This is a genomic window from Microbacterium sp. EST19A (assembly GCF_019969685.1).
In the GTDB taxonomy this organism is placed as follows: Bacteria; Actinomycetota; Actinomycetes; order Actinomycetales; family Microbacteriaceae; genus Microbacterium.
The window spans coordinates 392901-418760 of the sequence record NZ_JAHXYZ010000002.1 but is presented as its reverse complement, the minus strand read 5'-3'; the positions used below and the strand labels follow the sequence as shown (position 1 = coordinate 418760).

Sequence of the window (25860 nt, the reverse complement as noted above, 5' to 3'; positions counted from 1 at the left end):
GTCAGCGCCGCTCGTGCGGCAGAGCCTGCTTGATCTTCTCGATCGTGCCCTGTGCGGGGGCTTCGTTGTACGTGCCCGCGAGCTCCTGGCCCGAGAGCGCGTGGATGGCGGCCATGATGTCGTCGGTGGCGAGCCGACGAGCGCGCCCGCTGGTCGCAGGACCATGCGGCGACAGATCGAGAGGTTCGCCGAACTTCACGGTGATCCGCTCCGAGACGGTGGGCATCTTCGCGCCGACCGGCATCACCTTGTCGGTGCCGATCAGCCCGACGGGTACGACCGGGGCTCCCGTCTGCAGAGCGAGGAACGCCACGCCGGTGCGGCCCTTGTAGAGGCGGCCGTCGGTCGAGCGCGTGCCCTCCGGGTACAGTGCCACCGCGAGACCCTCCTCGAGCAGCTGACGCTGCAGGTCCAGAGCATCCAGCGCCGCCTGCCCGGCGCCGCGGCGCACCGGGATCGCACCGATCGACTCGAAGAACGTGCGGCTGATCCATCCGCGGAGACCCGTGCCCTCGAAGTAGGTCGACTTCGCCAGGAAGTGCACCGGGCGCGGTGCCGCCACCGGGATAGCGAGCGAGTCGATGAACGACAGATGGTTGCTCGCGAAGATCACGGCGCCGGTCGGCGGAACGTTGTCCCTGCCCTCGATCCGAGGACGGTAGACGAGTCTGGCGAGAGGGCTGATCAGGCTCCGACCCAGTCGGTAGGTGAAGCCGGCGTGACGGGGTTTCGCGGTCTCCTCTGTCGTCGCAGTCTCTTCAGGCGAGGATTCGGGCTCGACGGACTGCTCAGAGGTCATCAGAGCAGGTTACTCCGGGATCCATGCCATCGCGGGAATGAAGACTCGCGCCGCGCCTCCCAGCGCGGGCAAAGGGGAATGGGAGAGGATGGGGTGTCCCGCCCGCGATCCCGAGGTCTCACTGTGCGCAAGCGTCCGCTCATCGTCCTGTCCACCGTCGCCGCGGCGACCCTGCTGTTGGCGGGCTGCTCCGGCGCCGGCGCTCCGGAGAGCTCGGCCACGCCGGACCCGACGCCGTCGAGCTCCTGTGCGCTCGATGCGCAGCCGGGCGCGACCTCCGACTCCGTGGTCCTCGAGGGCGAGGGTGCCGACACCAAGGTCACGATCCCGGCCGACGCGGCCTTCGCCGACGTCGAGCGCACGGTCGTCTCCCCGGGCGACGGCGAGGAGATCGGGGTCAACGACCTGGTCTCCGTGCAGTACCAGATCCTCGAGGGAGCCACCGGCGAGGTTCTCGACTCCTCGGCGCGCGGTGAAGGGGGGCTCCTGCCGGTGCTCCTCGACACGAACCAGTCGTCGCTGTTCGTCGCCGCTCTCGAGTGCGAGCCGGTCGGATCGCGGATCGTCCTCACCCTGCCCGGCAGCGTGTTCGGCGAGGGCGGAACGAGCAAGGTCGTGTACGCCGAGGCCGTGGAACACCTCCCCGAGATCGCCACGGGGACCCCGGTCGATCCGACCCCCGGCATGCCGACCGTCGAACTCGACGACAAGGGCAAGCCGACCGTGACCATTCCCGACGGCGATGAGCCGACCGAGACCAAGGTCGCCGTCCTCAAGCAGGGCGACGGCGCGACGGTGGGCGCGGGTGACCTCGTCGTCGTGCAGTACCTCGGCGTGAAGTGGTCCGACGGCAGCGAGTTCGACTCCAGCTGGAGCCGCGACGCCGCGCCGTCGCAGTTCCAGACCTCGGGCGTCGTCCCCGGATTCAGGAAGGCCCTGGAGGGCCAGCAGGTCGGTTCGCAGGTCGTCGTGATGATGCCGCCCGCGGATGGCTACGGAACGACGGAAGGCCATGAACTCCAGAAGGAGAGCCTCGTCTTCGTCGTCGACATCCTCGCCACGACTCCCGTCCAGCAGTAGTCGAGGAGCGGTCGCGACCGTGTCCTAGGCTGGCGTCATGCGTCGCATCATCGTCCTCGGCTCCACCGGCTCCATCGGAACACAGGCGCTGGACGTGATCCGTGCGAATCCACGTCGCTTCGAGCTGGTCGGCCTCGCGGCCGGCTCCAACGCCGAGATGCTGGCGACGCAGGCCGCGCAGTTCCAGGTCGAGGACACCGCGCTCGGTGCTGTCGAAGCCGAACAGCTGGTGCGCGATGTCGAGGCGGATGTCGTCCTCAACGCCATCACCGGCTCGATCGGTCTGGGATCGACCCTCGCCGCGCTGAAAGCCGGTCGCACCCTCGCCCTCGCCAACAAGGAGTCGCTCATCGTCGGCGGGGAGCTCGTGCTCGCGGCCGCGGCTCCCGGTCAGATCGTCCCGGTCGACTCCGAGCATTCCGCGCTCGCGCAGGCCCTCCTCGCCGGAACCCATGCCGAGGTGCGACGGCTCGTGGTCACGGCATCCGGGGGCCCCTTCCGCGGCCGCAGCCGCGCGGAGCTCGCGGACGTCACTCCGGCCGAGGCCCTCGCGCACCCGACCTGGGACATGGGGCGCATGGTCACGACGAACTCGGCGACCCTCGTCAACAAGGGGCTGGAGGTCATCGAGGCCCATCTGCTGTTCGACGTCGCCTACGACGACATCGACGTCGTCGTGCATCCGCAGTCGATCGTCCACTCGATGGTCGAGTTCATCGACGGCTCCACCATCGCCCAGGCGTCGCCGCCCGACATGCGTCTGCCCATCTCCCTCGGACTGGACTGGCCGAACCGCGTCGGCGGCGTCGGGCGCCCGCTCGACTGGACGAAGGCCTCGTCGTGGACGTTCGAACCGCTCGACAACGCGGCCTTCCCCGCCGTCGCGCTCGCGAAGGCCGTCGGGCGGGCCGGTGCCACCTTCCCCGCGGTCTACAACGCGGCGAACGAGCAGGCGGTCGACGCCTTCCACGAGGGCCGGCTGTCGTTCCTCGGCATCGTGGACACGATCGCCCGCGTCGTCGACGCGCACGAACCGCCCGACACGCTCACGGTCGAGTCGCTGGCGGCTGCGGAGTCGTGGGCGCGCCAGACGGCCGATCGGCTGATCGCCGCGGCCTGAGCGCGCCGCGGCCTGAGCGCGCCGCGGCCTGAGCGCCGACCGGGCCGAACCGGCGCTCGGTCAGTCCTCGTCGGGGTACGGCACCGGCCAGCGCGAGTCCGGCACGGGCCACCCTGCCGCGCGGAGCGCGCGCCGGGCGAGTTCTCGCGCCGAGTACGGCGTGCGGACGCCGCGGATGTCGCGGTAGTCCTGATGGCCGGGTCCTGCCCAGAGGATCGCGTCGCCGTCGCCGACCAGGCCGACGGCAGCGATGATCGCGCTCTCCGGCGGGGAGTACTCGTGGATCTCGGCATCCGGTCGCGCCGTGCGCGCCCCTTCGACCAGAGTCGCCCGGATGGAGCCGGGGTCTTCGAATCGGGGGTGGTGGTCGGTCACGACGAGCACATCGCTGCCCTCGACCGCGGTGCGCGCCATGTCGAAACGCTTGCTCGCGTCGCGGTCGCCGTCTGCGCCGAAGAGCATCAGCACGCGACCGGGGGTCACCCGCCGGACGGCGGCGAGGGTCTTCTCGAACGCGTCGGGGGAGTGCCCGAAGTCGACGAACACCGCGGGGCCGCGCTCACCGGAGACGAGCTGGGTGCGACCGGGGAGGTACGCGCGGATGCCGCCGTCGCGCGAGAGCGCGTCGACGATGCGCTGCCAGGGATATCCGCCCGCGAGGAGCATCACGATCGCGAGGGCGGCGTTCGCCGCCATGTGCGGGCCGATCACCGGAACGGTCGTGGTCAGCGTGCCGGAGGGCCCGGTCATCGTGAAGGTGGTGCCGGCGGCCCGCTCCTCGTCGATGACGACGACCCAGTCCGCCTGTGCGGCCGCCTCGGGATCGGCGGCGATCGACGGGGTGCCAACGGTCACCGAGGGGATCTCGGAGCGCTCGACCACGATCGCACCCGAAGGGGAGTCGAGGCAGATGACACCGCGCAGCGCGCGATCGGGGCGGAACAGCGGCAGCTTCGCCTCGAAGTACTCGTCCATGTCGGCGTAGTCGTCGAGATGGTCGTGGCTGAGGTTGGTGAACCCGGCGACGTCGAAGCGGATGCCGTCGACACGGTGCCGCGACAGGGCCTGGGCGCTGACCTCGACCGCGACGGCCTCGACTTCGCGTTCGCGCATCAGGGCGAGGAGCGCATGCATCTCGGATGCCTCGGGCGTGGTCAGCCGGGAGACGATGATCTCACCGGCGATGTGACGCTCGGCCGTGGACGAGAGCCCGGTGACGACGCCCATCTGGTCGAGGATGCCCTCGAGGAGGTGCGAGACGCTCGTCTTGCCGTTGGTGCCGGTGGTGGCGAACAGCAGCGGCAGCGGGTCCTCCGCGCCGGTGCCGTACACCCACGCGCTGAGGTCTCCCAGGACGGCACGGGGGTTCTCCACCACGAGGATCGGGAGTCCCGTGTCTGCGGCGATCTCGGCACCGGCGTCGTCGGTGATGACGGCGACCGCGCCCTTCTCCGCTGCGGCGAGAGCGAAGTCCGCGCCATGGCGGTTGACGCCCTGGATCGCGACGAAGGCTTCGCCGGGCCGCAGGTCTGCGGTCGCAAGGGTGATGCCGGAGACCGCGATGCCGGCCACGTCGCCGTGGACGGCGCGGGCGAATCGGGTGGCGAGTTCGGACAGCTCACGCCGGGGCGGGTTCGCGGGGCGGAGCACGGGAGGCAGGCTCGGTTGTTGTTCAATCGACATGTCGGATCCATGATCTCACGGAGGCGGCGGGAAGCCCGTCCCACGCACGTCTCCTCCCGTGCCGCGTCGCACACGGGAGGAGACGTGCTCGGCGTCAGACGCGGCGACGGTAGGCGAGCACCGCGACGACGAGTGCGGCGACACCGGCCACCAGCCCGCCGGCACCGAGGATCGTCGGCAGCGGGTCGGCCGCGGCCGGTGCGGCGGCATCCGTCGTCGTCTCCGCGGCCTCATGCTCGCCGTGGCCGCCGGCTGCGGCTTCGGTCACCGTGACGACGGGGGCCGGCGAGTCCAGGCTGTGCGGGTCCTCGCCGTTCTCGGCGAGCTGCGTCCACTCGGTCGCACCCTCGACGCACTGCTGGACGATCGGGAACGCGAGCGAGTCGGGCGTGTTCTCGTCGAGTCCGACCGACATGCTCACCGCTCCGCGGAGGTCCGTCGGGACCGGGGTGAGTGCGGTGTAGGTCACCGCGCTCACCAGACCGTCGTCGCCACGCTCGACGTCGATCGTCCAGTCGCCGTCCATCGTGGGGGCGACCGATGCGAGCCCCTCGGGCATCGTGATGCGCAGTGCGGTGGTGGGGGAGTTCTCGCAGCCGTGCGAGAACGAGAAGGTGAGGACGCCGTGATCGCCGGCGACGATCTCGTCGGGGCTGACGCCGACGTGGGCACTGGCCATCCCGGGGACGGCGAGAGCGAGGACCGCGCCGCCGAGGACGGCGACGGAGGCGATGGCCGTGCGCCGGGCGCGGGTGCGGGAGGTGTTGTTGCTGGACATGAGGAAGTCTCCTGAGTGCTCGTGAAGCGGGCGCGTCGGAACGACGCGGGAACCCGCGAAGGATGACGCTGCGCCGGGGCAGCGGATCGTCGGTGCGGCGGTTCAGCCGCGGGCGAGCGCCGGTGGGCCGCGTCGCGAGACGTCGCGCGAGATCGCGGCGTCGAACACGGGGAGCCGGACGGAGCGGAGTGCGCCGGGGCGGCGGTGCTCGACCGGTGCGCAGAGCGCGGCGCGCAGGAGCAGCGCCTGGAACCAGCGCGCGACGGCACGCATGAGCGCCTCGCCGTGCCAGACGAGCAGCGTGGTGAGTGCGGCCGCGACGACGTGGGCGCCCAGCATGGTCGCATCGGCCGTGGCGACCGGTGCCACAGCTCCGAGCAGTGCGAGATCGAGATGGTGGGTGTGACCGGGAGAGCTCGCGACCGAAGAGCCCGTCGGCGAGCCCAGCACCTGGAACAGCAGGTGGAAGACGGCCTGCGCGAACAGCACCGCGACGGCGACCCTGGTCCGCGATGCGCGGACGCCGACCAGCAGCGCGCTGAGCGGCGTGAGCAGCGTCGCGACCGCGAGGATCAGCAGCGGATGCGGTGCGGATCCGCCGCCGAGAGTGTGCGACACGGCGGCGATCAGCGTGGCGACGGAGGAGACGGCGGCGGCGCGTACCAGTCGCAGCTGCCGGGAAGTCACCGTGTCAGCCTAGCCGGGTCGGCGATGCCGGGCGGATTCCTAAGCTGCGGGCAGTAGCGTGAGCACGTGGAAATCCTGCTCTACGTGGGCGGCATCCTGTTCATGCTGATCGGCCTCGGCTTGTCGATCGGCTTGCATGAGGTCGGCCATCTCGTCCCCGCCAAGCTCTTCGGCGTGCGCGTCGGCCAGTACATGATCGGATTCGGGCCTCGGCTCTGGTCGAAGCGGATCGGCGAGACCGAGTACGGTTTCAAGCTGCTGCCGATCGGCGGGTTCATCTCGATGTCGGGCATGTACCCCGCGTCGAAGACTGCGGGACCTGCGAGGGGCGTCTTCCGCACGCTGATCCAGGACGCCCGTTCGGCGAACGACGAGACGATCGCCGAAGGAGCCGAAGACCGTGTCTTCTACAAGCTCCCGGTCTGGAAGCGCGTCATCGTCATGCTCGGCGGGCCGATGATGAACCTGATCCTCGCACTGATCATCTTCACGATCCTGGTCTCCGGCATCGGCGTGCAGCAGGGCACGACGACGATCGCGTCGGTGACCGAGTGCGTCGTGCCGGCGGGGTCGACGGCCACCGAGTGCGCCGCCGACGATCCGGCATCACCCGCAGCAGAGGCGGGGATCGAGCCGGGCGACGTGCTCGTGTCGATCGACGGGCAGCCGGTGTCGACGTTCGCCGAGGCGACCGCGATCGTGCAGGCGGCGCCGGGCGAGACGCTCGACATGGTCGTGCGCCGCGACGGTGCCGAGCAGACGCTGAGCATCACACCGATCGCCGCGGAGCGCACGATCACGGATGCCGGCGGGCAGCCGATCCTCGACGATGCGGGTGAGCCGGTCGTCAAGAAGGTCGGCTACGTCGGCATGGGGTCGCAGATGGGCTACGTGCAGCAGCCGCTGACCGCAGGTCCCCAGATGACGGCCGACAACGTCGGCCGCGTGGCCTCCTTGATCGTCACGCTGCCGGTGCGCCTGTGGGATGTCGGCGTCTCCCTGGTCACCGGAGGCGAGCGCGATCCGAACGGTCCGCTGAGCGTGGTCGGCGTCGGCCGCATCGCCGGCGAGGTCGCCGCCACCGACGCCCCGATCCTCAACCGCTTCGCCGTGCTGCTGGGCCTGCTGGGCTCGCTGAACGTCGCGCTCTTCGTCTTCAACCTCATCCCGCTGCTGCCGCTCGACGGCGGTCACGTCGTCGTGGCGCTCTGGGAGGGCATCAAGCGGCTGTGGGCGAAGCTGTTCCGCCGGCCCCCGCCCGCGCCCGTCGACGCCACCCGGCTCGTTCCTCTGACCGTGGTCGTGGCGGTGCTGCTCATCGGGATGGGCGCGCTTCTGCTGGTCGCCGACCTGTTCAATCCGGTCGACATCCTGCAGTAAGCGGTCCTCGCGTCGTCGCTCAGGTCAGCGCGTGCCGGACCAGCCGCTCGAGCGTGCGGATGCCGTCGCGCGACAGGATCGATTCGAGATGCCCCTGCACGGATGCGAAATGCGGGCCGCGGAGGGCGTACACGTCGCCGGATGCGGCATCCGCCGACACCTCGGCGGGGCCGAGCACCGTCGTACCCGGGGTGACCCGAGCGGTGAAGGTGTTGTAGAAGCCGATCGAGGCATCTTCGCCGAAGACGGGCACCGCCTTCTGGAGTCCCTGATGCGGAGCGTCGAGCGGGGTCAGGGCGATGCCGAACCGGTCGCTGAGGATCTGGTGGCTCAGGCAGACGGCCAGCAGCGGCGCCCCATGGTCGAGGCGGCGCGACACGACGTCGCGCATGCGCGCGATGCGGGTGTTCTCGGCATCCCGCGGGTCGCCAGGCCCAGGGCCCGCGACGACGATGTCCGCGGCATCCACCTCCGCATCCTCGACGTCGCTCCAGAGCCGGATGGTGACGGACAATCCGAGGTGCCGCAACTGGTGCGCGAGCATCGTCGTGAAGCGGTCCTCCGCATCGACGACGAGGGCCGTGCGGCCGGCGAACGGCCCGTCGAGATCGTCGCCCTGAGGGTTGAGCCAGAAGTCGGCGAGCCGGGCGTTGCGCGATGACAGGAGCTCGGAGATCGTCGGGTCGTCGGCGAGAGCGCGCTCGTCTCCGGGGGCGTCGGCGTCGCTGCGGGCCTCCGCCACGCGGTCGCGGTCGATCGCGCCGATGGCGCCGAGCACGCCTGCGGCCTTGCCGTGCGTCTCGGAGACCTCGCCGAGCGGATCGGAGTGTCGCACGAGCGTCGCGCCGACCGGCACGCTCAGCGCGCCGTCCTTCAGGTACACCGTGCGGATCAGGATCGGGGCGTCGAGGTCGTGACCGCCGTCGGCGTTCGGCGTGAACAGGGCGGCGACGCCCGAGTAGTAGCCGCGCGGCTTCTTCTCATGGCGGCGGATGACCGCACACGCGTTCTGCATCGGAGATCCCGTGACCGTCGGGGCGAACATCGTCTCGCGCAGGATGTCGCGAGGGTCGAGCGCACTTCGCCCGCGGAGCATGTACTCGGTGTGCGTGAGGCGCGACATCTCCTTGAGGTGCGGTCCGGTGATCCGGCCGCCGTCGGAGCAGACAGCGCTCATCATCTTGAGCTCCTCGTCGACGACCATGAAGAGCTCCTCGGTCTCCTTGGTCGAGGCGAGGAAGTCGATGAGGGTCTCCTTCGTGGCTCCTCCGGCCGGGTGACGGAAGGTGCCGGAGATCGGATTCATCGTGACGACGCCGCCGCGGGCGACGACATGCGCCTCGGGGCTCGCGCCGACGGCGATGTGCCCGGGAGTGAAGACCGCGAAGGTCCAGTACGCCCCGCGCTCATGGGTCAGCAGGGCACGGAACCAGGTCAGCGCGGCGGTGCGGTCGTCCACGTCGATGCTCGCCGTGAAATCGCGCCGGATGACGAAGTTCGCACCTTCGCCGCGGCCGATCTCCTCGGCGATGACCTTCTCGACGATCGCCGCGTAGTCGGCGTCGGCGATGTCGAAACCCTCGTCGTGCAGCGGCACGGGCGCGTGCGGAAGGGCGGCGAGAAGCTCCGCCGTCGGCAGGTGGAGGTGCTCGTCGACGACGATGCACCGCAGCGGTGCCCCGTCGTCCTGCGCCACGAAATCGCGCTCGCGCACCTGTCGATACGGGACGAGTGCGAAGACCTCACGCGGGGTGCCGTCGATGTCGAGGGGGATGTCGCCGAGCAGGTCGACGTCGACGACGCCGCCGGTGAGGAGCTCGACGGTGTCGGCGCCGTCGCGCGCGATCAGCACGAAGGATGCCGCCGGGTCGGCGCTGAGCTCGGCGAGTCGTGAGAGGGTCATCGATGTCTCCTGTGCAGGGCTCCGGCTCGGCTCAACGAAAAGACCGCCCCGGAGGCGGTCTGGATTCGTGGGAACGCGAACACACCGCCTAAGAGGCGGGCCACCAGGTGAAGTTCGCGAGCATGGGGCGAAACTACCACACCGAGGGTCTGTGCCCCGGGCGGATGACGTGGCTGAGACAGTGCCGACATCCAGCCCGCGTGCATCCTGGCGGCGTAGGCTGGAGGCGTGCCAGCAGTGAATCTTGGGATGCCGAAGGTCCCCGTCGTCCTCGCCCCGCGTCGCAAGTCCCGCCAGATCAAGGTGGGCAAGGTGCTCGTCGGCGGTGATGCTCCCGTCAGCGTGCAGTCGATGACCACCACGAAGACGACGGACATCAACGGGACGCTCCAGCAGATCGCCGAGCTCACGGCGTCCGGCTGCGAGATCGTGCGCGTGGCGGTGCCGTCGCAGGACGACGCCGATGTGCTGCACATCATCGCGAAGAAGAGCCAGATCCCGGTGATCGCCGACATTCACTTCCAGCCGAAGTACGTGTTCCAGGCCATCGACGCCGGTTGTGCGGCTGTCCGCGTCAATCCGGGCAACATCCGCAAGTTCGACGACCAGGTCGGCGAGATCGCGAAGGCGGCCAAAGACGCCGGAGTCTCGCTGCGCATCGGCGTCAACGCCGGGTCGCTCGACCCGCGCCTGCTGCAGAAGTACGGCAAGGCCACTCCCGAGGCGCTCGCCGAGAGCGCCCGCTGGGAGGCATCGCTGTTCGAGGAGCACGATTTCCACGACTTCAAGATCTCGGTCAAACACAACGACCCGGTGATCATGGTGCAGGCCTACCGTCTGCTCGCGCAGATGGGGGACTGGCCGCTGCACCTCGGCGTCACCGAGGCCGGCCCCGCCTTCCAGGGCACGATCAAGAGTGCGACCGCCTTCGGCATCCTGCTGGGAGAGGGCATCGGCGACACGATCCGCGTCTCGCTGTCGGCCCCGCCCGCGGAAGAGGTCAAGGTCGGGCACCAGATCCTGCAGTCGCTCAACCTGCGGGAGCGCAAGCTCGAGATCGTGTCGTGCCCGTCGTGCGGTCGCGCGCAGGTCGACGTGTACACCCTCGCGGAAGACGTGACCGAGGGACTCAAGGACATGACGGTTCCGCTGCGCGTCGCCGTCATGGGCTGCGTCGTGAACGGACCGGGTGAGGCCCGCGAGGCCGATCTGGGCGTCGCGTCCGGCAACGGCAAGGGCCAGATCTTCGTGAAGGGCGAGGTCATCAAGACCGTGCCCGAGGCTGACATCGTCGCCACGCTGATCGAGGAGGCGAACCGGATCGCCGCCGAGATGGGCCCCGCGGCTCCCCTCGGCACGGCGCAGGTCGTCACGGTCTGACGCACGATCGGAGCGACCGGCGGTTCGAGGCCGGCCGTGCATCCGGGAGCCCATAGCATCGGGGCATGACTGCGCGAGTGCAAGCGGCGGCCCTGTTCACCGGAGCGCTGACGACGCTCCTGCTCCTCGCCGGGTGCGCAGCCCCGGAACCGCAGCCGTCGCCGACGAGGAGCCCGGTGGTGACGCCCTCACCCACGCCGACGCCCGACGTGCCGACCGTGGCTTTCGACGGTGACTGCGGGGCGATCTTCGCGGATGCGGCGTTCAGTGCTCTGGCGGACCAGGAGATGACGCCGGCCACCCCGGGATGGCGCCTCGACGATGCGGGTCGACTGGGCGGTGTCGACTGTCTGTGGCTGGCGGAGGACCGCGCCGTGCACGACAGCGTCACGATCGAGGTCTACCCGATCACCTCGGTGCCCGCAAGCATGCGGGTACCGGAGGCTGTCGCCGCCTGCCCGGAGACGTACTTCTGCGCCGCCGCCGCGGAGGCCGACGGCATGTGGGTCTCGGTGAGGATGTCGAGCGATGCTCCGGTGAAGGAGACGGTCGAACAGCTCCGCGATGGAGTGCTGACGAGGGTGAAGAGCAGGCCGGTGCCCGTGCCCTCGGCCGACCGCGAAGGATGGTGGGCGCCACCCGTCTGCGGTGAGCTCCGCGCTCCTGACGGCTGGACGGCCAGCGACCCCTATGCCTCGTCGGGCGTCGTGCAGCAGCTGGCAGCCGTGGCAGGCATGACGACGAGGTGCGACCTGCTCGGCTCGGTCTCCGGTGAACCGATCGGGACGAGCGTGACCTTCCATCCGGGCGGCGCGCCCGACATCGAATCGGCGGCCTCGGTCGCCGAGGCCAGGGACATCTCCGTCGAGGGTGCGGCCCGAGCGGTCGTCACGATGGATCCCGACCCGATCGAGCCGCTCGATGATCGCCTGTTCGTGTCGGACGGAACGAACGCGCTCGTGATCAAGGTGCCCCTCCACTTCGCTCCCGAGGACTTCGCTCCGCTGGCGTCGGGCCTGCTCGCGGCGATGGCAGACTGAGAGGGTTTCCCGCCACCCAGGAGTTCCATGTCTGCTTCTTCCACGATCGTGTCCTTTGCCGCCGGTGCTCTCGCCGGGGAGGGCGTGATCACTCATCGCGAGTCGACTCCGGAAGGCGCCGTCGTCGTCGTCGACCGGACGCCGTTCCACCCGGTCGATCACACGTGGCCGGATCAGCCCGGCGATTCGGGCATGATCGGTGTCGGTGAGGATCGCGCCCCCGTCGCCGAAGCCGTCATGGCGGCGGTGAGCGATGAGGGAGTGTTCGCGGTCGGCGCGGAGATCCCCGTCAAGCGCGGTGCGGAGGGCTGGACCTGGCTCGTCGGGCACCGACTCGGCGCGGAAGCGCCCGAGGGGCTCGTTCCCGGTGCGTCCGTAGCGCTCGCCGTGGATGCCGTGCGCCGTGCGGGGCTCAGCCGTGGGCACACGGCCTGTCACCTCGCCTCGCTCGCGCTCGATCTCGCGGCGGCGGATCTCTGGCGCAAGGATCCCGGCGTCGATGCTCTCGGGAACCCGGACTTCGAGGGCCGCGCCAATCAGTCCAGCCGGATCCACGAGGATGGCGCCCTCGACGAGTACCGCCTGGGGAAGAGCCTGCGACGAGCCGGATTCGACACCGAGACGTTCGCGTCGACGCTCGCCGCGCGGGAAGCGCAGATCAACGCGCAGCTCGCCGCCTGGGTGGCCTCGGGCGCTGCCAGCCGGATCGAGACCGAAGGTCCGACCATCGTCGATCGTCGGCGCTGGCACTGCGAGCTCCCGGAGGGGGAGGCCGTGATCCTCTGCGGCGGAACGCACGTCGCATCGCTCTCGGAGTTCGCGTCGATCTCGGTGACGCTCGATCTGACCGACCCTCAGCTGCTCGTGATGACGACCACGGTGGTGCCGGCGGCGTGAGGCCCGTCCACAGGACGGATCAGACGTCCGGCGCGAGGGTCCCGAGCATCACGCCGAGACCGGCCGCGAGCACGTGCGCCTGGGGAAGAGGGATCCACCTGCAGGTCCAGCGCTGAGGTGCGGCGGCACCCTCGGCTCCGCCTTCTCCGACGGTCCAGGCGATGTCGACGTCGGCATCCTCGATGCGCAGCTGGAAGAAGTGCCGTCGGACCACCTCGGGCGGCATGGGCCCCAGGTCGTAGTCCGCGGTGCCGAGCAGGCGCACGACGTCGGCGTGCAGCCCGGTCTGCTCGAAGAGCTCCCGCACCGCCGCCTCCGGAGCGCTCTCCCCATCGCGGACCGTGCCGGCAGGAACCTGCACCCCGGCGATCGCGAGCGGGACGTCGTCGAGTGTGAACACCAGCAGACGGTCGGAGTACACGACGTAGCAGACCGCCGTCTCGACCACCGAGCGCCCGGGAGCGGGCCTGTCTCGCACGGCGTCCTGCAGGATGCGATCGACCCAGGGATGCCGAGGCAGAACGGCGATCTCGGCCTCCGAGAACCACGCGGCTTCGACGAGCTCGTCATCCGTGAAGGAGAGTTCCGCGGTGGGCGGCAGTTCGCATTCGTACGCCGTGGTCACGTAGCTCACACGATCGCCGTTCGCGTAGTCCACGACGAGGTCGGGGCCTCCGTAGGTGCCGACGACGCGTCCCACCGCGGCGTCGAGGCCGAGCTCTTCCTTGATCTCCCGCGCCACCGCGGCCTCCGGATGCTCGCCCGGTTCGATGCCGCCCCCGATCGTGCCCCACAGGTCGGAGCCGCGCTGCCGCGCGAGCAGGAAGGTCGCCCCGTTCCGGATGATCGCGGTGACACCGGGCAGGAGGAGGAGGTCGTGCCCGACCCGGGCACGGAGTTCACGCACATACGGCGACATCGACATGGGGAGAGCCTAAGCGCGCGGCTGCTCAGCGCACGAAACCCGCCTGGACGCGTCCGCCGGCGCGACCGAGTTCCTCCTCGACGCGCTCGGCGAACGCGGCGAGATCTCCAGCGATGAGGGGTGTGCCGAGAGCAGCGGCACGCTCGGCGCTCAGCGCGCGGAGCCGGCGGGGGAGCCACTTGCCCGTTGCGATCCATCGGCCTTCCGTCAAGAGCATGAGCTCTGCGACGCGTTCGAAGAGCAGGGATGCCAGCACGTGCCGCTCCAGCGGATCCGTCGCGTCTCTCAGATCGTCGAGCACATCGGTGATCACGTAGCGGCGGAACGCGGACTCATCGTCCTCGAGGGAGGGACCGGCATCGAGGATAGCTCCCCAGTGCGCGCGCAGGGAGGGGGAGGAACCGTCGTCGCGGACGACGGTTCCCTCGACGAGCATGTGCAGGATGACCGGTCGGTGCTGCGCGATCCCGCGCCCGGCCCACTCCCGGAAGCCTTCCGGCGTGTACGCGAACACCTCGATGACCTCGCCGTCGAACTCGTGGGTCGCGGCCGCGCTCGTCTGCGACTCGTCGTCGAAGAGCTCCTCGCCGAGGAGCAGCAGATCGATGTCGCTCGTCCGGGTGCGCTCACCGCGCGCCGTGCTCCCCGCCACGACCGCGATCGTCGCGCGCGGATAGGTCGCGTCGATGAACCGTTCGACGAGCTCGGCGTACTGCATCGCGTCAGCGTAGCTCAGGGGGTCACACCCTCGAACTCGACCTCCCCGCGGGAGATGTCGGCTCGGACGACGCGGAGCCGGACGACATCGCCGGGCTTCGACTCGGCGGAAACCGGCGCCGTCGCCGTCACGGCGGGCTCGGCGATCTGCACCGACGCGCGCTCGCCGCGGAGTTCGATGACGGTGGCGTCGATGTCCGTGCCGACGAGCGGCAGCATCAGGGCCGCCTCGACGGCGTTGACGGTCGCGGAGTTCAGCCGCGATGCACGCTGACCGGACTCCTGCATGAGCGCGGGAAGCTGGTCGAGCGACTCGCGCGCCCAGGCCGGCACCTCGCGGCCCTCGGACACGGCGAGGCAGATGGCCAGCGCCCAGCGATCCACGAGTCGTCGCAGCGGCGCGGTGGCGTGGGCGTAGGGAGCGGCGATCGCCGCCTGGATCGCGTCCTTCGGTGCGGCTCCGTCGAAGGTGACGTAGCCGGCGCCGCGGAAAAGGGTCGCGGCCGCCTGGAGCACGGGCAGGGTCAGCGGGTCGGTCCGGTCGAGCGCGCGGAGGTACTCGCCGTAGTCTCCGGTCGTCCAGGGACGCCCGAGGGCCTCCGTCTGGTGGCGGAACGTCTCGAACGCCTGTTCGTCGGGTCTCGGCATGGTGCGGAGGATCCCGACGCCGGCGTCGAGCATGAGGGATGCGGCGGCCATGCCGGTCATCAGGGACAGCTGAGCGTTCCATTCCTCGACCGGGAGCGGGCTCGACCGCTCGATGTCATAGGTGCCGTCCGACGCACGGAGGACCTCTTCATCGGGCAGGTTCAGGCTCGCGCCTCCGCGGAGGCGCTCCTGCTCGATGCGCAGGCCGCCGATCTCGCGCAGCAGCGAAGCCGGGCCGGTCTCGCCGCGGTCGAGCGACTGCTGCGTCGTCACGTAGTCGAGCTGCGCTCGTGACCTGATCAGGGCGCGCTCCAGACGGAACGCGGAGACGGCGCCCTCGGCATCCAGAGAGAACGACCACACGAGAGCGGGCCGATCGACGTCGGCGAGGAGGGAGGCGCGGTCCTCGCTGAGCACGGCGGGATGCAGCGGGATCCGGCCGTCCGCGGCGTACAGCGTCTGGCCGCGGCGGCGTGCCTCGGCATCCACCGCCCCGCCGGGAGCGACGAAACCCGGGACGTCGGCTATCGCGTAGCGGACCGTGTATCCGGAGCCGTCGCGCTCGAGGTGGAACGCCTGGTCCAGGTCACGGGAGCCGGCGGGATCGAGCGTGGCGAACGGTATGTCGCGCAGATCGAGGTCGGGCTGCGGGGCGGTCGCGGCTTCTGCCTCGGCGAGCACGTCGCCGGGGAACTCGGTCGGCGCCTCCAAAGATTCCCGCAGGGCTGCCAGCGCGGATGCGAGCTCGGTCTGTGCGGCGGAAGGGGCGACGTGCGATCGGCGCTGAGGCATGTCTCCACACTAGGTCGAGCGCGCGACGACACGAACTTCGCAGAACAGCACGGACTTCGCGGGGATTCGACAGGTTCTCTGTGAAGTTCGTGACGTTCTGCGAACCCCCGCCGCCCGACCCGCGTTAGCGTGGAGGCATGACCACTGCAGCCAAGGCCCAGACCCTTGTCGGACTCTATGACGCCCCGGAGATCCTCCGCGTCGTGAACGTGTGGGACGTCGTCGGCGCGCGTGCCGTCGCGGCACTCCCCGAGACGAAGGCGATCGCGACCGCCGGACACGGCATCGCCGCGTCGTTCGGCTACGAAGACGGCACGACGCCACGCGACCTCATGATCGACATGGTCGGGCGCATCGCGGCGTCCGTCCAGGTCCCCGTCACCGCCGATCTCGATGACGGATACGGAGACGCGGGGGAGACCACCCGGCTCGCCATCGGCGTCGGCGTCGTCGGCGCGAACGTCGAGGACCGTCTCAAGCCGTTCGACGAGTCCGTCGCCGCGGTGGAGGCGATCGTCAAGGCCGCCGAAGCCGAGGGCGTGCCCTTCGCGCTCAACGCCCGCACCGACGCGTTCGTGCGCGCCGGCCACCGGCCGGTCCAGGAGAGCGTCGCCGACGCGATCCAGCGTGGTCGCGCCTACCTCGACGCCGGAGCCACCTCGGTCTTCATCCCGGGCCTCCTCGACGCCAACGTCGCCCGTCAGCTCGTCGAGGGCATCGGGGAGCGCAAGATCAGCGTGATCGGCGTCCCCGGCGCTCTCGCGGCTTCCGACTACGAGAAGCTCGGCGTCGCGCGCATCTCCTACGGCCCGCTGCCGCAGCGTGTCGCCCTGACGGCGCTGCAGGAGCTCGCCGTCAGCCTGTACGGCGGCGGCGTGGTCCCCTCCGGACTGCCTGCGCTCAACTGACATCGTCGAAGAAAGACGAGTGACTGCGCCTCTAGACTTGGGGCGTGGTCACTCGTCTTTCGAAATTCTTCCTCCGTACGCTCCGCGAAGACCCTGCCGGTGCAGAGGTCGCCAGCCACAAGCTGCTGATCCGGGCCGGGTACATCCGACCGCAGGCGGCCGGCATCTTCGCGTGGCTGCCACTCGGGCTGCGCGTCAAGGCGAAGATCGAGACCGTCGTCCGCGAGGAGATGGCCGAAGCCGGCGCGCAGGAGGTGCACTTCCCGGCGCTGATGCCGCGGGAGGCGTACGAGGCGACGGGACGCTGGGAGGAGTACGGCGACCTGCTCTTCCGCCTGCAGGACCGCAAGGGCGGCGACTACCTCCTCGCGCCCACGCACGAAGAGGCCTTCACCCTGCTCGTCAAGGATCTGTACTCCTCGTACAAGGACCTTCCGCTGACGATCTACCAGATCCAGGACAAGTATCGCGACGAGGCCCGCCCCCGCGCAGGTCTCCTCCGCGGCCGCGAGTTCACGATGAAGGACGCGTACTCGTTCGACGCATCCGACGAGGGGCTCGACGAGAGCTACCAGGCGCAGCGCGACGCCTACGAGCGCATCTTCCAGCGCCTCGGTCTCGAATACGTCATCGTGCAGGCGGATGCCGGGGCGATGGGCGGCTCCCGCAGCGAGGAGTTCCTGCACCCGACCCCGGTCGGCGAGGACACGTTCGTCCGCAGTGCGGGTGGATACGCGGCCAACGTCGAGGCGTTCACCACGGCCGCCCCGGACGCGGTCCCCTTCGACGACGCGGCTCAGCCCGTGATCTTCGACTCGCCCGACACACCGACGATCGAGACCCTCGTCGCGCACAGCAATGCGCACCTCGACGGCGACTACACCGCCGCCGACACGCTGAAGAACGTCGTGCTCGCTCTGACCCACCTCGACGGCACCCGCGAGCTCGTCGTCGTCGGCATCCCCGGCGACCGCGACGTCGACGAGAAGCGCGCCGAGGTGGCGTTCGCTCCCGCTGAGGTCGAGACCGCCACGGCAGACGACTTCGAGAACAACCCTCTGCTCGTCAAGGGCTACATCGGTCCCTGGTCGGCCACGGGCGCCTTCCTGGGCGAGGAGTCGGCCACCGGCATCCGATATCTCGTCGACCCCCGCGTGAGCGAGGGCACGAGCTGGATCACCGGCGCGAACGTCGATCAGAAGCACGCGCACTCGGTCGTCGCCGGACGCGACTTCTTCGCCGACGGCATCGTCGAGATCGCGAACGTGCGCGCCGGCGACCCGGCGCCCGACGGTTCCGGCCCCGTCGAGCTCGCGCGCGGCATGGAGATCGGTCACGTCTTCCAGCTCGGCCGCAAGTACGCCGAGGCCCTCGGTCTCAAGGTGCTGAACGAGAACGGCAAGCTCGTCACCGTCACGATGGGCTCGTACGGCATCGGCGTGACCCGCATCCTCGCGATCATCGCCGAGCTCAACAACGACGACAAGGGCCTCATCTGGCCGGCATCCGTGGCCCCGTTCGACGTGCAGGTCGTCGCCGCAGGCCGCGACCAGGTCGCCTTCGACGTCGCCGAGGCGTTCTCGTCGCAGCTCGAGGCCGCCGGTCTCGACGTGCTGTACGACGACCGCCCCAAGGTCTCACCCGGAGTGAAGTTCGGCGACGCCGAGCTCGTCGGCGTGCCGAAGATCGTGATCGTCGGTCGTGGAGCGGCGGAAGGACAGGTCGAGCTCTGGGACCGCAGCACCGGTGAGCGCGACGCGCTCTCGGTCGACGAGGCGATCGCCCGCCTCACCCGCTGATCCGATACGACCATGACCGACGAACCGCTGCCCGCGTCCCTGACCGCCGAGATCAACGCCGTCCTCGACGATGCCGGCGTCACGGCGGATCGTCGTCTGGTCATGCGGATGCTGCGCACGGCGATCCTGCTCGGAGAGGACGGGGCGGATCGACTCGACCTCAAGATCGCCTCGGCGGCCCTCGCAGAGATGCGCGATGCATTCCGGCTGTTCGCGCCGTTCCGCGGCGTGCCGAAGGTCACCGTGTTCGGTTCGGCGCGCACGCGGCAGGACGATCCGCTCTATCTGCAGGCGCGCGACGTCGCCGCTGCCCTCGCGGCGGACGGATGGATGGTCGTGACCGGTGCCGGCCCCGGCATCATGCAGGCCGCCGCAGAGGGGGCGGGCCCGGCGTTGTCGCTCGGCGTCTCGATCCGCCTGCCCTTCGAGGAGAAGGCGCACGGTCTCGTCTCCGGGCAGGACCACGTCGTCGCGATGAAGTACTTCTTCACCCGCAAGCTGATGCTCATCAAGGAGTCCTCGGCCTTCATCTGCCTGCCCGGCGGCTTCGGCACGCTCGACGAGATGTTCGAGCTGCTCACTCTGCAGCAGACCGGCAAGGCCGAGCCGACGCCGATCGTGCTGCTCGATCAGCCCGGCGGCACCTTCTGGCAGAACATGCGGCGCTTCATCGACGAGAGCCTCGAGCCGATGGGCGTGATCTCGAGCGGCGATTTCGATCGCGTCGTCATCACGGATTCCGTCGACTCCGCACGTGCGGAGATCGCCGGATTCTGGAGCAACTACGATTCGCTGCGCTGGGTGGGGGACTCCCTCGTGCTCCGGTTGCGCACCGAGCCGACGGATGCCGAGATCGACACGCTGAACGAGCAGTTCGCGCCGATGCTCGCTTCCGGTCGGATCACGCGGACGGCTCCCCGCCAGCCCGAGGTGGCCGATGAGGATGTGCTGCACCTGCCGCGAATCATGCTGCATCTGGATCAGCGCCAGGTCGGAAACCTGTTCCGGCTGATCCGCGCGATCAACGACCTGCCGTCTGCTCGCGCGCAGTGATCCCGGCGGCGAACTCGCCGAGGTCGACCGAACGCCCGAGAATGCGCTCCGCTGCGCGGTGCCCGGAGTAGTACGCCGCGCCGACCGTCGCGGGCTCATCGCCCCAGGTGGCCTCGCCCGCGAAGTGCAGCACGCCGTCGACCGGGCCTGCGAGCTCGTCGTGATCATGATGCGATGAGCCGACCGCCAGATGCGAGTAGGACCCCACGGAGAACCGGTCCTCACCCCAGTGGGTGATCCAGTGCGCCTGGGGCTCGCCGACCGCGTCGCCGTACAGCGCGCGCAGCGCGCGGACCACATCGGCGACGACCTCCTCGTCTGCGAGCTCCTGCATGTGGCGGCCGAACGGGCCCGCAGCGAACGTCAGCAGCGTCGGGATGCCGCTCACCGCGGACACGTCGTACCAGGAGTGCCAGTGCTCGCCGGCCTCGCCCAGGGCGCGCAGCACATAGCTCTCCTCGTTCCAGAACCGCTCGGGGAACTGGATGAAGATCTTGTTGAACACGCCCATGCCGAGACGGTCGACGGGCCCCGCCACCGCCTCGGGCAGCGCGGGCTCGAACGCGATCGACCCGGCCTTGAGCACGCCGAGCGGCACGGTGACCACGGCGCGATCGGCCGTGAACTCGGCGTCGTCGGTGCTGACCACGACGCCGGCATCCGAGCGCGCCACCCGGGTGACGATGTGCTCGAGGCGCACGTCGAGCCCTGCGGCGACGCGATGCGGGATCTCGTCGTAGCCGCCGGGGAAGATGACCTCGTCGCCGTCGATCGCATCCTCGTCGAGCCCGTGCGCGTCGAGGTCGCCGATCCAGGCGCCGCACTGCTCCTCGACACGGTGGCGGAAGAACTCGCGGATCTCGTCGATGCGCTCGGGCTCGAGGCCGGAGCGATCGAGCGCGCGCTCGGTCACGTCGAGGTAGGTGTCACCGGGGGAGGACGCGGCGATCTCCTCGACGAGCAGACGGTCGGCCTCCTCGACGTCAGCGATCCACTGCGTGGTGGCCGCGGCATCCATCGGCCGGCCGTCGCCGTCGAAGTTCTCGATCGGTCGCCCGCCCACCTGGAAGCTGCCTACGGTGTACTCGAGCGTCGGGATGCCGAGCGCCTGGACGAGCTCCCAGAGGGCGGAGTCGTCGATGCCATGGACCCACGAGGCCCCGCGGTCGACGGAGAATCCCGACTGACGATCGGAGTTCATCCGTCCGCCGATGCGGTCACGTCCCTCGAGCACCACGACGCGCTGTCCTGCGTCGGCCAGCATCCGGGCGGTCGTGACGCCCGACATCCCTGCTCCGATCACGATGGTGTCGAACGTGTTCACGTGGTCCTCCTGCGACGTCGTGGCCGCATCCGCGCGGCTGCCGCCGTGGCAACAGGCGGTGGGCACAGGGTATCGTGGTACGGATGTCGCGCGTGCGAACAGGCGCGACGAGAGCTGAATAGGGAGGCCGTCATGGACATCGAACTGAGTCTGCTGCGAGGGATCGAGAAGGAGAAGGCGATTCCCTTCGAGGAGCTCGTCTCGATCATCGAGCAGGCGATCCTGACCGCGTACTCCAAGCACGTCGCCGCCGACGGCGCCACGCCCGAGGGAGTGCGCGTGGAGCTCGACCGCAAGTCCGGCCACGTCGCCGTGCTGCAGGTCGTCAAGGACGAAGAGGGCGCCATCATCGGCGAAGAGGACGCGACGCCGGACGACTTCGGTCGCATCGCGGCCTTCGCGGCGAAGCAGGTCATCAGCCAGCGCCTCCGTGACATCGCGGACGACGTCGTGCTCGGCGACTTCAAGGACAAGGAAGGCGATATCGTCGCCGGTGTCATCCAGCAGGGGCCGAACCCGCGGATGATCCACGTCGATCTCGGCTCCGTCGAGGCCATCCTGCCGCCCGAGGAGCAGGTTCCCGGTGAGGAGTACACGCACGGCTCGCGTCTGCGCGTCTACGTCACCAGCGTCGCGAAGGGCCTCAAGGGCCCGCAGATCACGGTCTCGCGCACCCACCCCGGACTCGTCCGCAAGCTCTTCGCCCTCGAGGTGCCGGAGATCGCCGCCGGCCTGGTCGAGATCGTCTCGCTCGCTCGCGAGGCAGGGCACCGCACGAAGATCGCCGTGAAGGCCAACGACCCGTCGATCAACGCGAAGGGCGCCTGCATCGGTGAGATGGGACGCCGCGTCCGCGCCGTGACCGAGGAGCTGGCGGGGGAGAAGATCGACATCGTCGATCACGATCCGGATCTCGCGACCTTCGTCGCCCATGCGCTGTCGCCGGCCAAGGTGACGAGCGCGTTCGTGCTCGACGCCGGAACCAAGGCCGTCCGCGCCCTGGTGCCGGACTACCAGCTGTCGCTCGCGATCGGCAAGGAGGGTCAGAACGCGCGTCTGGCCGCCAAGCTCACCGGAGCGAAGATCGACATCCAGCCCGACAGCGTCCTCGACGACTGACCCGCATCTCGCCTCGACTCGCAGGGTGCGAGGCGAGGCGAGGTGGAACGCAGGTGTAAGATGGAACCCGTACGAACGTGCGTCGGCTGTCGCACGCGTGCTCCCCGCTCCGCTCTTCTCAGAGTGGTGTCCCAGAACAATGTGCTCATCGTCGATGAGCGTGCTGTCCTCCCGGGGAGGGGCGCGTGGCTGCATCCGACACGGGAATGCATGGATGCCGCTCTGCGGCGCCGAGCATTCGGACGAGCACTGCGCGTGACCACTCAGCTGGACACGCGGACCTTCGAACAGCACCCACCAAGAAACAAAGGCTGAACAGCTATGGAAACAAAGTGAACGGCTCGAAATGAGACCCGTCCGCGACTAGTGGTCTGCCCTGTCTGGGTGGACCGACTCAGACAGGAGAATTGTGGCTGGTAAACCACGCGTACACGAGATCGCCGCCGAACTCGGCGTCGACAGCAAGGTCGCTCTTGCAAAGCTCAAGGAACTCGGCGAGTTCGTGAAGAGCCCGTCCTCGACCATCGAACCGCCGGTGGCGCGCAAGCTGCGTGCGGCGATCGAGGCCGACGGCTCGCTCAAGACCGGTGGAGACGCTGCGCCTGCAGCCAAGCCCGCCGCGAAGCCCGCTGCCAAGCAGGCGCCGACCCCGGGTCCCAAGCCCGGTCCGAAGCCTGCCCCCGAGCCCGCTCCGGCTCCCGAGCCCGAGGCTCCGGCCGCGCCGGCGCCGGCAGCAGAGGCTCCCGCTGCGGCTGCAGAGCCCGCCGCGGAGAAGTCCGCCGACGGCGGTGCACCCAAGCCGGGCGCCCCGCGCCCCGGCAACAACCCGTTCTCCTCCTCGCAGGGGATGGGTCAGCGTCCGGCGGGTCCCCGCCCGGGCAACAACCCCTTCGCTTCCGCGCAGGGCATGGGCCAGCGCCCGAGCCCGACGCCCGGAAACATCCCGCGCCCGCAGGCGCCTCGTCCCGGCGCCCCGCGCCCGGGTTCCCCTCGTCCCGGTTCGCCTCGTCCCGGTGGTGCAGGTCGCCCCGGTGGTGGCGGTCGTCCCGGTGGCGCACCCTTCCAGCAGCGTCCCGGCGGCCCCGGTCGTCCCGGTGGCGCAGGCGGCCCCGGTGGTGCAGGTGGCCCCGGCGCTCGTCCCGGTGGCGGCGGCGGTTTCGCCGGTCGTCCCGGTGGTGGTGGCGGTCGCGGCCGTGGTCCCGGTGGAGGTACCGCAGGTGCCTTCGGCAAGGGCGGCGGCAAGAGCAAGCAGCGCAAGTCGCGGCGGGCGAAGCGGCAGGAATTCGAGATGCGGAGCGCCCCGGTCGTCGGTGGCGTCAACGTCACCCGTGGCAACGGGGAGATCATCCGCATGCGTCGCGGCGCGTCCATCGCGGACTTCGCCGACAAGATCGAGACGCTGACCGGCTACACCGTGCAGCCGGGAACCCTCGTCACGATCCTCTTCAACCTCGGCGAGATGGCCACGGCCACCGAGTCGCTGGATGAGGCGACGTTCGAGGTCCTCGGTGAGGAGCTGGGTTACAAGATCCAGATGGTCTCGCCCGAGGACGAGGACAAGGAGCTCCTCGAGGGCTTCGGTCTCAACCTCGACCAGGAGCTCGAGGAGGAGAGCGAGGACGACCTCGAGATCCGTCCGCCGGTCGTCACCGTCATGGGTCACGTCGACCACGGTAAGACCCGACTGCTCGACGCCATCCGCCAGACCAACGTCATCGAAGGTGAAGCGGGCGGCATCACGCAGCACATCGGTGCCTACCAGGTGTGGACCGAGCACGAGAACATCGAGCGCGCCATCACCTTCATCGACACCCCGGGTCACGAGGCGTTCACCGCCATGCGTGCTCGTGGTGCGCAGGTCACCGACCTCGCGATCCTCGTGGTCGCGGCCGACGACGGCATCATGCCGCAGACGGTGGAGGCCCTGAACCACGCCCAGGCGGCGAACGTGCCGATCGTGGTCGCGGTGAACAAGGTCGACAAGCCCGACGCCAACCCGTCCAAGGTGCGCCAGCAGCTCACCGAGTACGGTCTGGTCGCCGAGGAGTTCGGTGGAGACGTCATGTTCGTCGACGTGTCGGCACGTGCCGGTACCGGAATCCAGGAACTCCTGGACGCCGTGCTGCTCACCGCCGACGCCGGTCTCGACCTGACGGCCAACCCGAACAAGGCCGCTCGCGGTGTCGCCATCGAGGCGAAGCTCGACAAGGGTCGCGGTTCGATCGCGACGGTGCTGATCCAGTCCGGAACGCTCCGGATCGGTGACGCGATCGTCGCCGGAACGGCTTACGGTCGTGTGCGTGCCATGGCGGACGAGAACGGCGATGCGGTCCTCGAGGCCTACCCGTCGCGTCCGGTGCAGGTGCAGGGTCTCAACTCCGTGCCGCGTGCCGGCGACGTCTTCATCGTCACCGAGGAAGACCGCATGGCGCGTCAGATCGCTGAGAAGCGTGAGGCCGTCGAGCGCAACGCCCAGCTGGCCAAGGCCCGCAAGCGCATCTCGCTCGAGGACTTCACCCGTGCTCTCCAGGAGGGCAAGGTCGAGTCGCTCAACCTCATCATCAAGGGTGACGTCTCCGGTGCCGTCGAGGCGCTGGAGGAGTCGCTCCTCAAGATCGAGGTCGATGACTCGGTGCAGCTGCGCATCATCCACCGCGGCGTCGGTGCGATCACCGAATCCGATGTGAACCTCGCGACGATCGACAACGCGATCATCGTGGGCTTCAACGTGCGCCCCGACACGAAGGCGCGTGAGCGCGCTCAGCGTGAAGGCGTCGACATCCGGTTCTACTCGGTGATCTACAACGCCATCGATGAGGTCGAGAGCTCGCTCAAGGGCATGCTCAAGCCGGAGTACGAAGAGGTCCAGTCGGGCGTCGCCGAGATCCGCGAGGTGTTCCGCTCCTCCAAGTTCGGCAACATCGCCGGTGTCATCGTGCGGTCGGGAACGATCACGCGAAACGCCAAGGCCCGTGTCATCCGCGACGGTGTCGTGATCGCCGATGGCCTCGCCATCGAGTCGCTGCGCCGCTTCAAGGACGACGTCACCGAGGTCCGCACGGACTACGAGGCCGGTATCGGACTCGGCAAGTTCAACGACATCCAGATCGGTGACGAGATCGAGACGACCGAGCTCGTCGAGAAGCCTCGTAGCTGATAATTAGCGATATCTTCGGGCGTCCTTCGCTCCGGCTCCTGAGCGAGCAGCGAGACGAAGGGCGCCCGAAGGCTTTCTGAAGAGGGAGAGAACAATGGCTGGTGAACGACAGGCTCGTCTGGCGGACCGGATCCGCGTGATCCTCGCCGAGCGGCTCGAGAAGGGGCTGCGCGACCCGCGCCTCGGTTTCGTCACGTTGACCGACTGCCGCGTCAGCGGCGACCTCCAGCACGCCTCCGTGTTCTACACGGTGCTGGGCACGGAGGAGGAGCGCATCGCCAGCGGTGAGGCGCTCACGTCCGCGACCGGCATGCTGCGCAGCGAGGTCGGGCGCCAGCTCAGCACCCGTCTGGTGCCGACGCTCGAGTTCATCCCGGACGCGCTCCCGGAGAACGCCGACCACATCAGCGCACTCCTGCGTCAGGCGCAGGAGCGCGACGCGGAGGTCGCGAAGCTCGCGTCCTCGGCATCGCACGCCGGCGACGCGGACCCCTATCGCACCGACGAAGAGCAGGACTGACCGCTCTTCGTCGCCGGATTCCGGCGGCGAAGAGGGGCAACCGATATACAACGTCGGCCCCCGCTCCATTGGCGTGTTCTGCTTGCTAGCCTCGGCTCTGCGGGATCGTGTCCCGCCGAGCTGAGGGGGATCGGCATCGAGGATTCGAACG

The 25860-nt window shown here is 69.5% G+C and carries 22 protein-coding genes; 13 read left to right on the top strand and 9 right to left on the bottom strand.

What is annotated here, in order from left to right; genetic code table 11:
* Position 1: 1 nt before the first annotated feature.
* Positions 2-799, bottom strand: a complete 798-nt coding sequence (locus LC452_RS12050; RefSeq protein WP_223625585.1) for a 1-acyl-sn-glycerol-3-phosphate acyltransferase — start codon at positions 797-799, stop codon at positions 2-4.
* 93 nt (positions 800-892) lie between these two features.
* Between LC452_RS12050 and LC452_RS12045 the strand changes: the two genes are divergently transcribed.
* Complete coding sequence (locus LC452_RS12045; RefSeq protein ID WP_223625582.1) at positions 893-1879, top strand: FKBP-type peptidyl-prolyl cis-trans isomerase; 987 nt, start codon at positions 893-895, stop codon at positions 1877-1879.
* Positions 1880-1916: 37 nt separating this feature from the next.
* Positions 1917-2999, top strand: coding sequence for a 1-deoxy-D-xylulose-5-phosphate reductoisomerase (gene dxr / locus LC452_RS12040; protein ID WP_223625579.1), 1083 nt, complete (start codon positions 1917-1919; stop codon positions 2997-2999).
* 60 nt (positions 3000-3059) lie between these two features.
* On the opposite strand, the gene LC452_RS12035 is transcribed toward dxr, so the two are convergent.
* The 3 genes from LC452_RS12035 to LC452_RS12025 all read right to left on the bottom strand — a co-directional run bounded on the left by LC452_RS12035 (position 3060) and on the right by LC452_RS12025 (position 6147).
* A complete protein-coding gene (locus LC452_RS12035) occupies positions 3060-4682 on the bottom strand; it encodes a Mur ligase family protein (protein ID WP_223625577.1) in 1623 nt (540 codons plus the stop codon).
* 94 nt (positions 4683-4776) lie between these two features.
* Positions 4777-5460 (bottom strand): YcnI family protein, encoded by a 684-nt coding sequence (locus tag LC452_RS12030; RefSeq protein WP_223625575.1) that lies wholly within the window; start codon positions 5458-5460, stop codon positions 4777-4779.
* 102 nt (positions 5461-5562) lie between these two features.
* Positions 5563-6147, bottom strand: coding sequence for a hypothetical protein (locus tag LC452_RS12025; protein ID WP_223625573.1), 585 nt, complete (start codon positions 6145-6147; stop codon positions 5563-5565).
* 66 nt (positions 6148-6213) lie between these two features.
* Here LC452_RS12025 and LC452_RS12020 point away from each other — a divergent pair, with 66 nt between their 5' ends.
* Positions 6214-7527, top strand: a complete 1314-nt coding sequence (locus LC452_RS12020; RefSeq protein ID WP_223625570.1) for an RIP metalloprotease — start codon at positions 6214-6216, stop codon at positions 7525-7527.
* A gap of 19 nt (positions 7528-7546) precedes the next feature.
* Here the strand turns inward: LC452_RS12020 and LC452_RS12015 are convergent, their stop codons facing one another.
* Complete coding sequence (locus LC452_RS12015) at positions 7547-9430, bottom strand: chorismate-binding protein (protein WP_223625566.1); 1884 nt, start codon at positions 9428-9430, stop codon at positions 7547-7549.
* 249 nt (positions 9431-9679) lie between these two features.
* Between LC452_RS12015 and ispG the strand changes: the two genes are divergently transcribed.
* The 3 genes from ispG (at position 9680) to LC452_RS12000 (ending at position 12747) form a co-directional block, all read left to right on the top strand.
* Positions 9680-10810 carry a flavodoxin-dependent (E)-4-hydroxy-3-methylbut-2-enyl-diphosphate synthase gene (ispG, locus tag LC452_RS12010; RefSeq protein WP_223625563.1) on the top strand — a complete coding sequence of 377 codons (1131 nt, stop codon included), beginning with the start codon at positions 9680-9682 and terminating at the stop codon, positions 10808-10810.
* A gap of 65 nt (positions 10811-10875) precedes the next feature.
* Entirely contained in the window at positions 10876-11850 is a 975-nt protein-coding gene (locus LC452_RS12005; RefSeq protein ID WP_223625560.1) for a hypothetical protein, read from the top strand.
* 27 nt (positions 11851-11877) lie between these two features.
* A complete protein-coding gene (locus LC452_RS12000) occupies positions 11878-12747 on the top strand; it encodes a hypothetical protein (protein WP_223625558.1) in 870 nt (289 codons plus the stop codon).
* A gap of 19 nt (positions 12748-12766) precedes the next feature.
* Here the strand turns inward: LC452_RS12000 and LC452_RS11995 are convergent, their stop codons facing one another.
* From LC452_RS11995 to LC452_RS11985, 3 genes are read right to left on the bottom strand one after another with little or no spacing between them, the layout of a single operon-like run.
* Positions 12767-13672 (bottom strand): NUDIX domain-containing protein, encoded by a 906-nt coding sequence (locus LC452_RS11995; protein ID WP_223625555.1) that lies wholly within the window; start codon positions 13670-13672, stop codon positions 12767-12769.
* Between the two features lie 25 nt (positions 13673-13697).
* Complete coding sequence (locus LC452_RS11990) at positions 13698-14390, bottom strand: nucleotidyltransferase domain-containing protein (RefSeq protein ID WP_223625552.1); 693 nt, start codon at positions 14388-14390, stop codon at positions 13698-13700.
* A 14-nt stretch (positions 14391-14404) separates the two neighbouring features.
* A complete protein-coding gene (locus tag LC452_RS11985; RefSeq protein ID WP_223625549.1) occupies positions 14405-15829 on the bottom strand; it encodes an RNB domain-containing ribonuclease in 1425 nt (474 codons plus the stop codon).
* Between the two features lie 137 nt (positions 15830-15966).
* Between LC452_RS11985 and LC452_RS11980 the strand changes: the two genes are divergently transcribed.
* The 3 genes from LC452_RS11980 to LC452_RS11970 are packed head-to-tail and all read left to right on the top strand — an operon-like array spanning position 15967 to position 19589.
* Positions 15967-16737, top strand: a complete 771-nt coding sequence (locus LC452_RS11980; RefSeq protein ID WP_223625546.1) for an isocitrate lyase/phosphoenolpyruvate mutase family protein — start codon at positions 15967-15969, stop codon at positions 16735-16737.
* A 44-nt stretch (positions 16738-16781) separates the two neighbouring features.
* A complete protein-coding gene (locus LC452_RS11975; RefSeq protein WP_223625543.1) occupies positions 16782-18536 on the top strand; it encodes a proline--tRNA ligase in 1755 nt (584 codons plus the stop codon).
* Positions 18537-18548: 12 nt separating this feature from the next.
* On the top strand, positions 18549-19589 hold the full coding sequence (locus tag LC452_RS11970; RefSeq protein ID WP_223625540.1) for a TIGR00730 family Rossman fold protein: 1041 nt from the start codon (positions 18549-18551) through the stop codon (positions 19587-19589).
* Here LC452_RS11970 and LC452_RS11965 read toward each other — a convergent pair.
* Entirely contained in the window at positions 19558-20913 is a 1356-nt protein-coding gene (locus LC452_RS11965; protein ID WP_223625537.1) for an NAD(P)/FAD-dependent oxidoreductase, read from the bottom strand. The two genes, LC452_RS11970 and LC452_RS11965, sit on opposite strands and share 32 nt — an antisense overlap.
* Before the next feature lie 132 nt (positions 20914-21045).
* Here LC452_RS11965 and nusA point away from each other — a divergent pair, with 132 nt between their 5' ends.
* The 4 genes from nusA to rbfA all read left to right on the top strand — a co-directional run bounded on the left by nusA (position 21046) and on the right by rbfA (position 25709).
* Positions 21046-22032, top strand: a complete 987-nt coding sequence (gene nusA, locus LC452_RS11960) for a transcription termination factor NusA (protein ID WP_116635230.1) — start codon at positions 21046-21048, stop codon at positions 22030-22032.
* Between the two features lie 60 nt (positions 22033-22092).
* Positions 22093-22347 carry a YlxR family protein gene (locus LC452_RS11955; RefSeq protein WP_223625534.1) on the top strand — a complete coding sequence of 85 codons (255 nt, stop codon included), beginning with the start codon at positions 22093-22095 and terminating at the stop codon, positions 22345-22347.
* Between the two features lie 94 nt (positions 22348-22441).
* The gene (gene infB, locus LC452_RS11950) at positions 22442-25189 is read left to right on the top strand and encodes a translation initiation factor IF-2 (protein ID WP_223625532.1); all 2748 of its coding nucleotides are present in this window, start codon (positions 22442-22444) and stop codon (positions 25187-25189) included.
* A gap of 94 nt (positions 25190-25283) precedes the next feature.
* The gene (gene rbfA, locus LC452_RS11945; protein WP_223625529.1) at positions 25284-25709 is read left to right on the top strand and encodes a 30S ribosome-binding factor RbfA; all 426 of its coding nucleotides are present in this window, start codon (positions 25284-25286) and stop codon (positions 25707-25709) included.
* Positions 25710-25860 lie beyond the last annotated feature (151 nt).

Coding starts and splice junctions, on each gene's coding strand:
- LC452_RS12050 (WP_223625585.1), bottom strand. CDS start 799: ATGACCTCTGAGCAGTCCGTCGAGCCCGAATCCTCGCCTGAAGAGACT.
- dxr (WP_223625579.1), top strand. CDS start 1,917: ATGCGTCGCATCATCGTCCTCGGCTCCACCGGCTCCATCGGAACACAG.
- LC452_RS12035 (WP_223625577.1), bottom strand. CDS start 4,682: ATGTCGATTGAACAACAACCGAGCCTGCCTCCCGTGCTCCGCCCCGCG.
- LC452_RS12030 (WP_223625575.1), bottom strand. CDS start 5,460: ATGTCCAGCAACAACACCTCCCGCACCCGCGCCCGGCGCACGGCCATC.
- LC452_RS12015 (WP_223625566.1), bottom strand. CDS start 9,430: ATGACCCTCTCACGACTCGCCGAGCTCAGCGCCGACCCGGCGGCATCC.
- ispG (WP_223625563.1), top strand. CDS start 9,680: ATGCCGAAGGTCCCCGTCGTCCTCGCCCCGCGTCGCAAGTCCCGCCAG.
- LC452_RS12005 (WP_223625560.1), top strand. CDS start 10,876: ATGACTGCGCGAGTGCAAGCGGCGGCCCTGTTCACCGGAGCGCTGACG.
- LC452_RS12000 (WP_223625558.1), top strand. CDS start 11,878: ATGTCTGCTTCTTCCACGATCGTGTCCTTTGCCGCCGGTGCTCTCGCC.
- LC452_RS11995 (WP_223625555.1), bottom strand. CDS start 13,672: ATGTCGATGTCGCCGTATGTGCGTGAACTCCGTGCCCGGGTCGGGCAC.
- LC452_RS11990 (WP_223625552.1), bottom strand. CDS start 14,390: ATGCAGTACGCCGAGCTCGTCGAACGGTTCATCGACGCGACCTATCCG.
- LC452_RS11985 (WP_223625549.1), bottom strand. CDS start 15,829: ATGCCTCAGCGCCGATCGCACGTCGCCCCTTCCGCCGCACAGACCGAG.
- LC452_RS11980 (WP_223625546.1), top strand. CDS start 15,967: ATGACCACTGCAGCCAAGGCCCAGACCCTTGTCGGACTCTATGACGCC.
- LC452_RS11970 (WP_223625540.1), top strand. CDS start 18,549: ATGACCGACGAACCGCTGCCCGCGTCCCTGACCGCCGAGATCAACGCC.
- nusA (WP_116635230.1), top strand. CDS start 21,046: ATGGACATCGAACTGAGTCTGCTGCGAGGGATCGAGAAGGAGAAGGCG.
- LC452_RS11955 (WP_223625534.1), top strand. CDS start 22,093: ATGGAACCCGTACGAACGTGCGTCGGCTGTCGCACGCGTGCTCCCCGC.
- rbfA (WP_223625529.1), top strand. CDS start 25,284: ATGGCTGGTGAACGACAGGCTCGTCTGGCGGACCGGATCCGCGTGATC.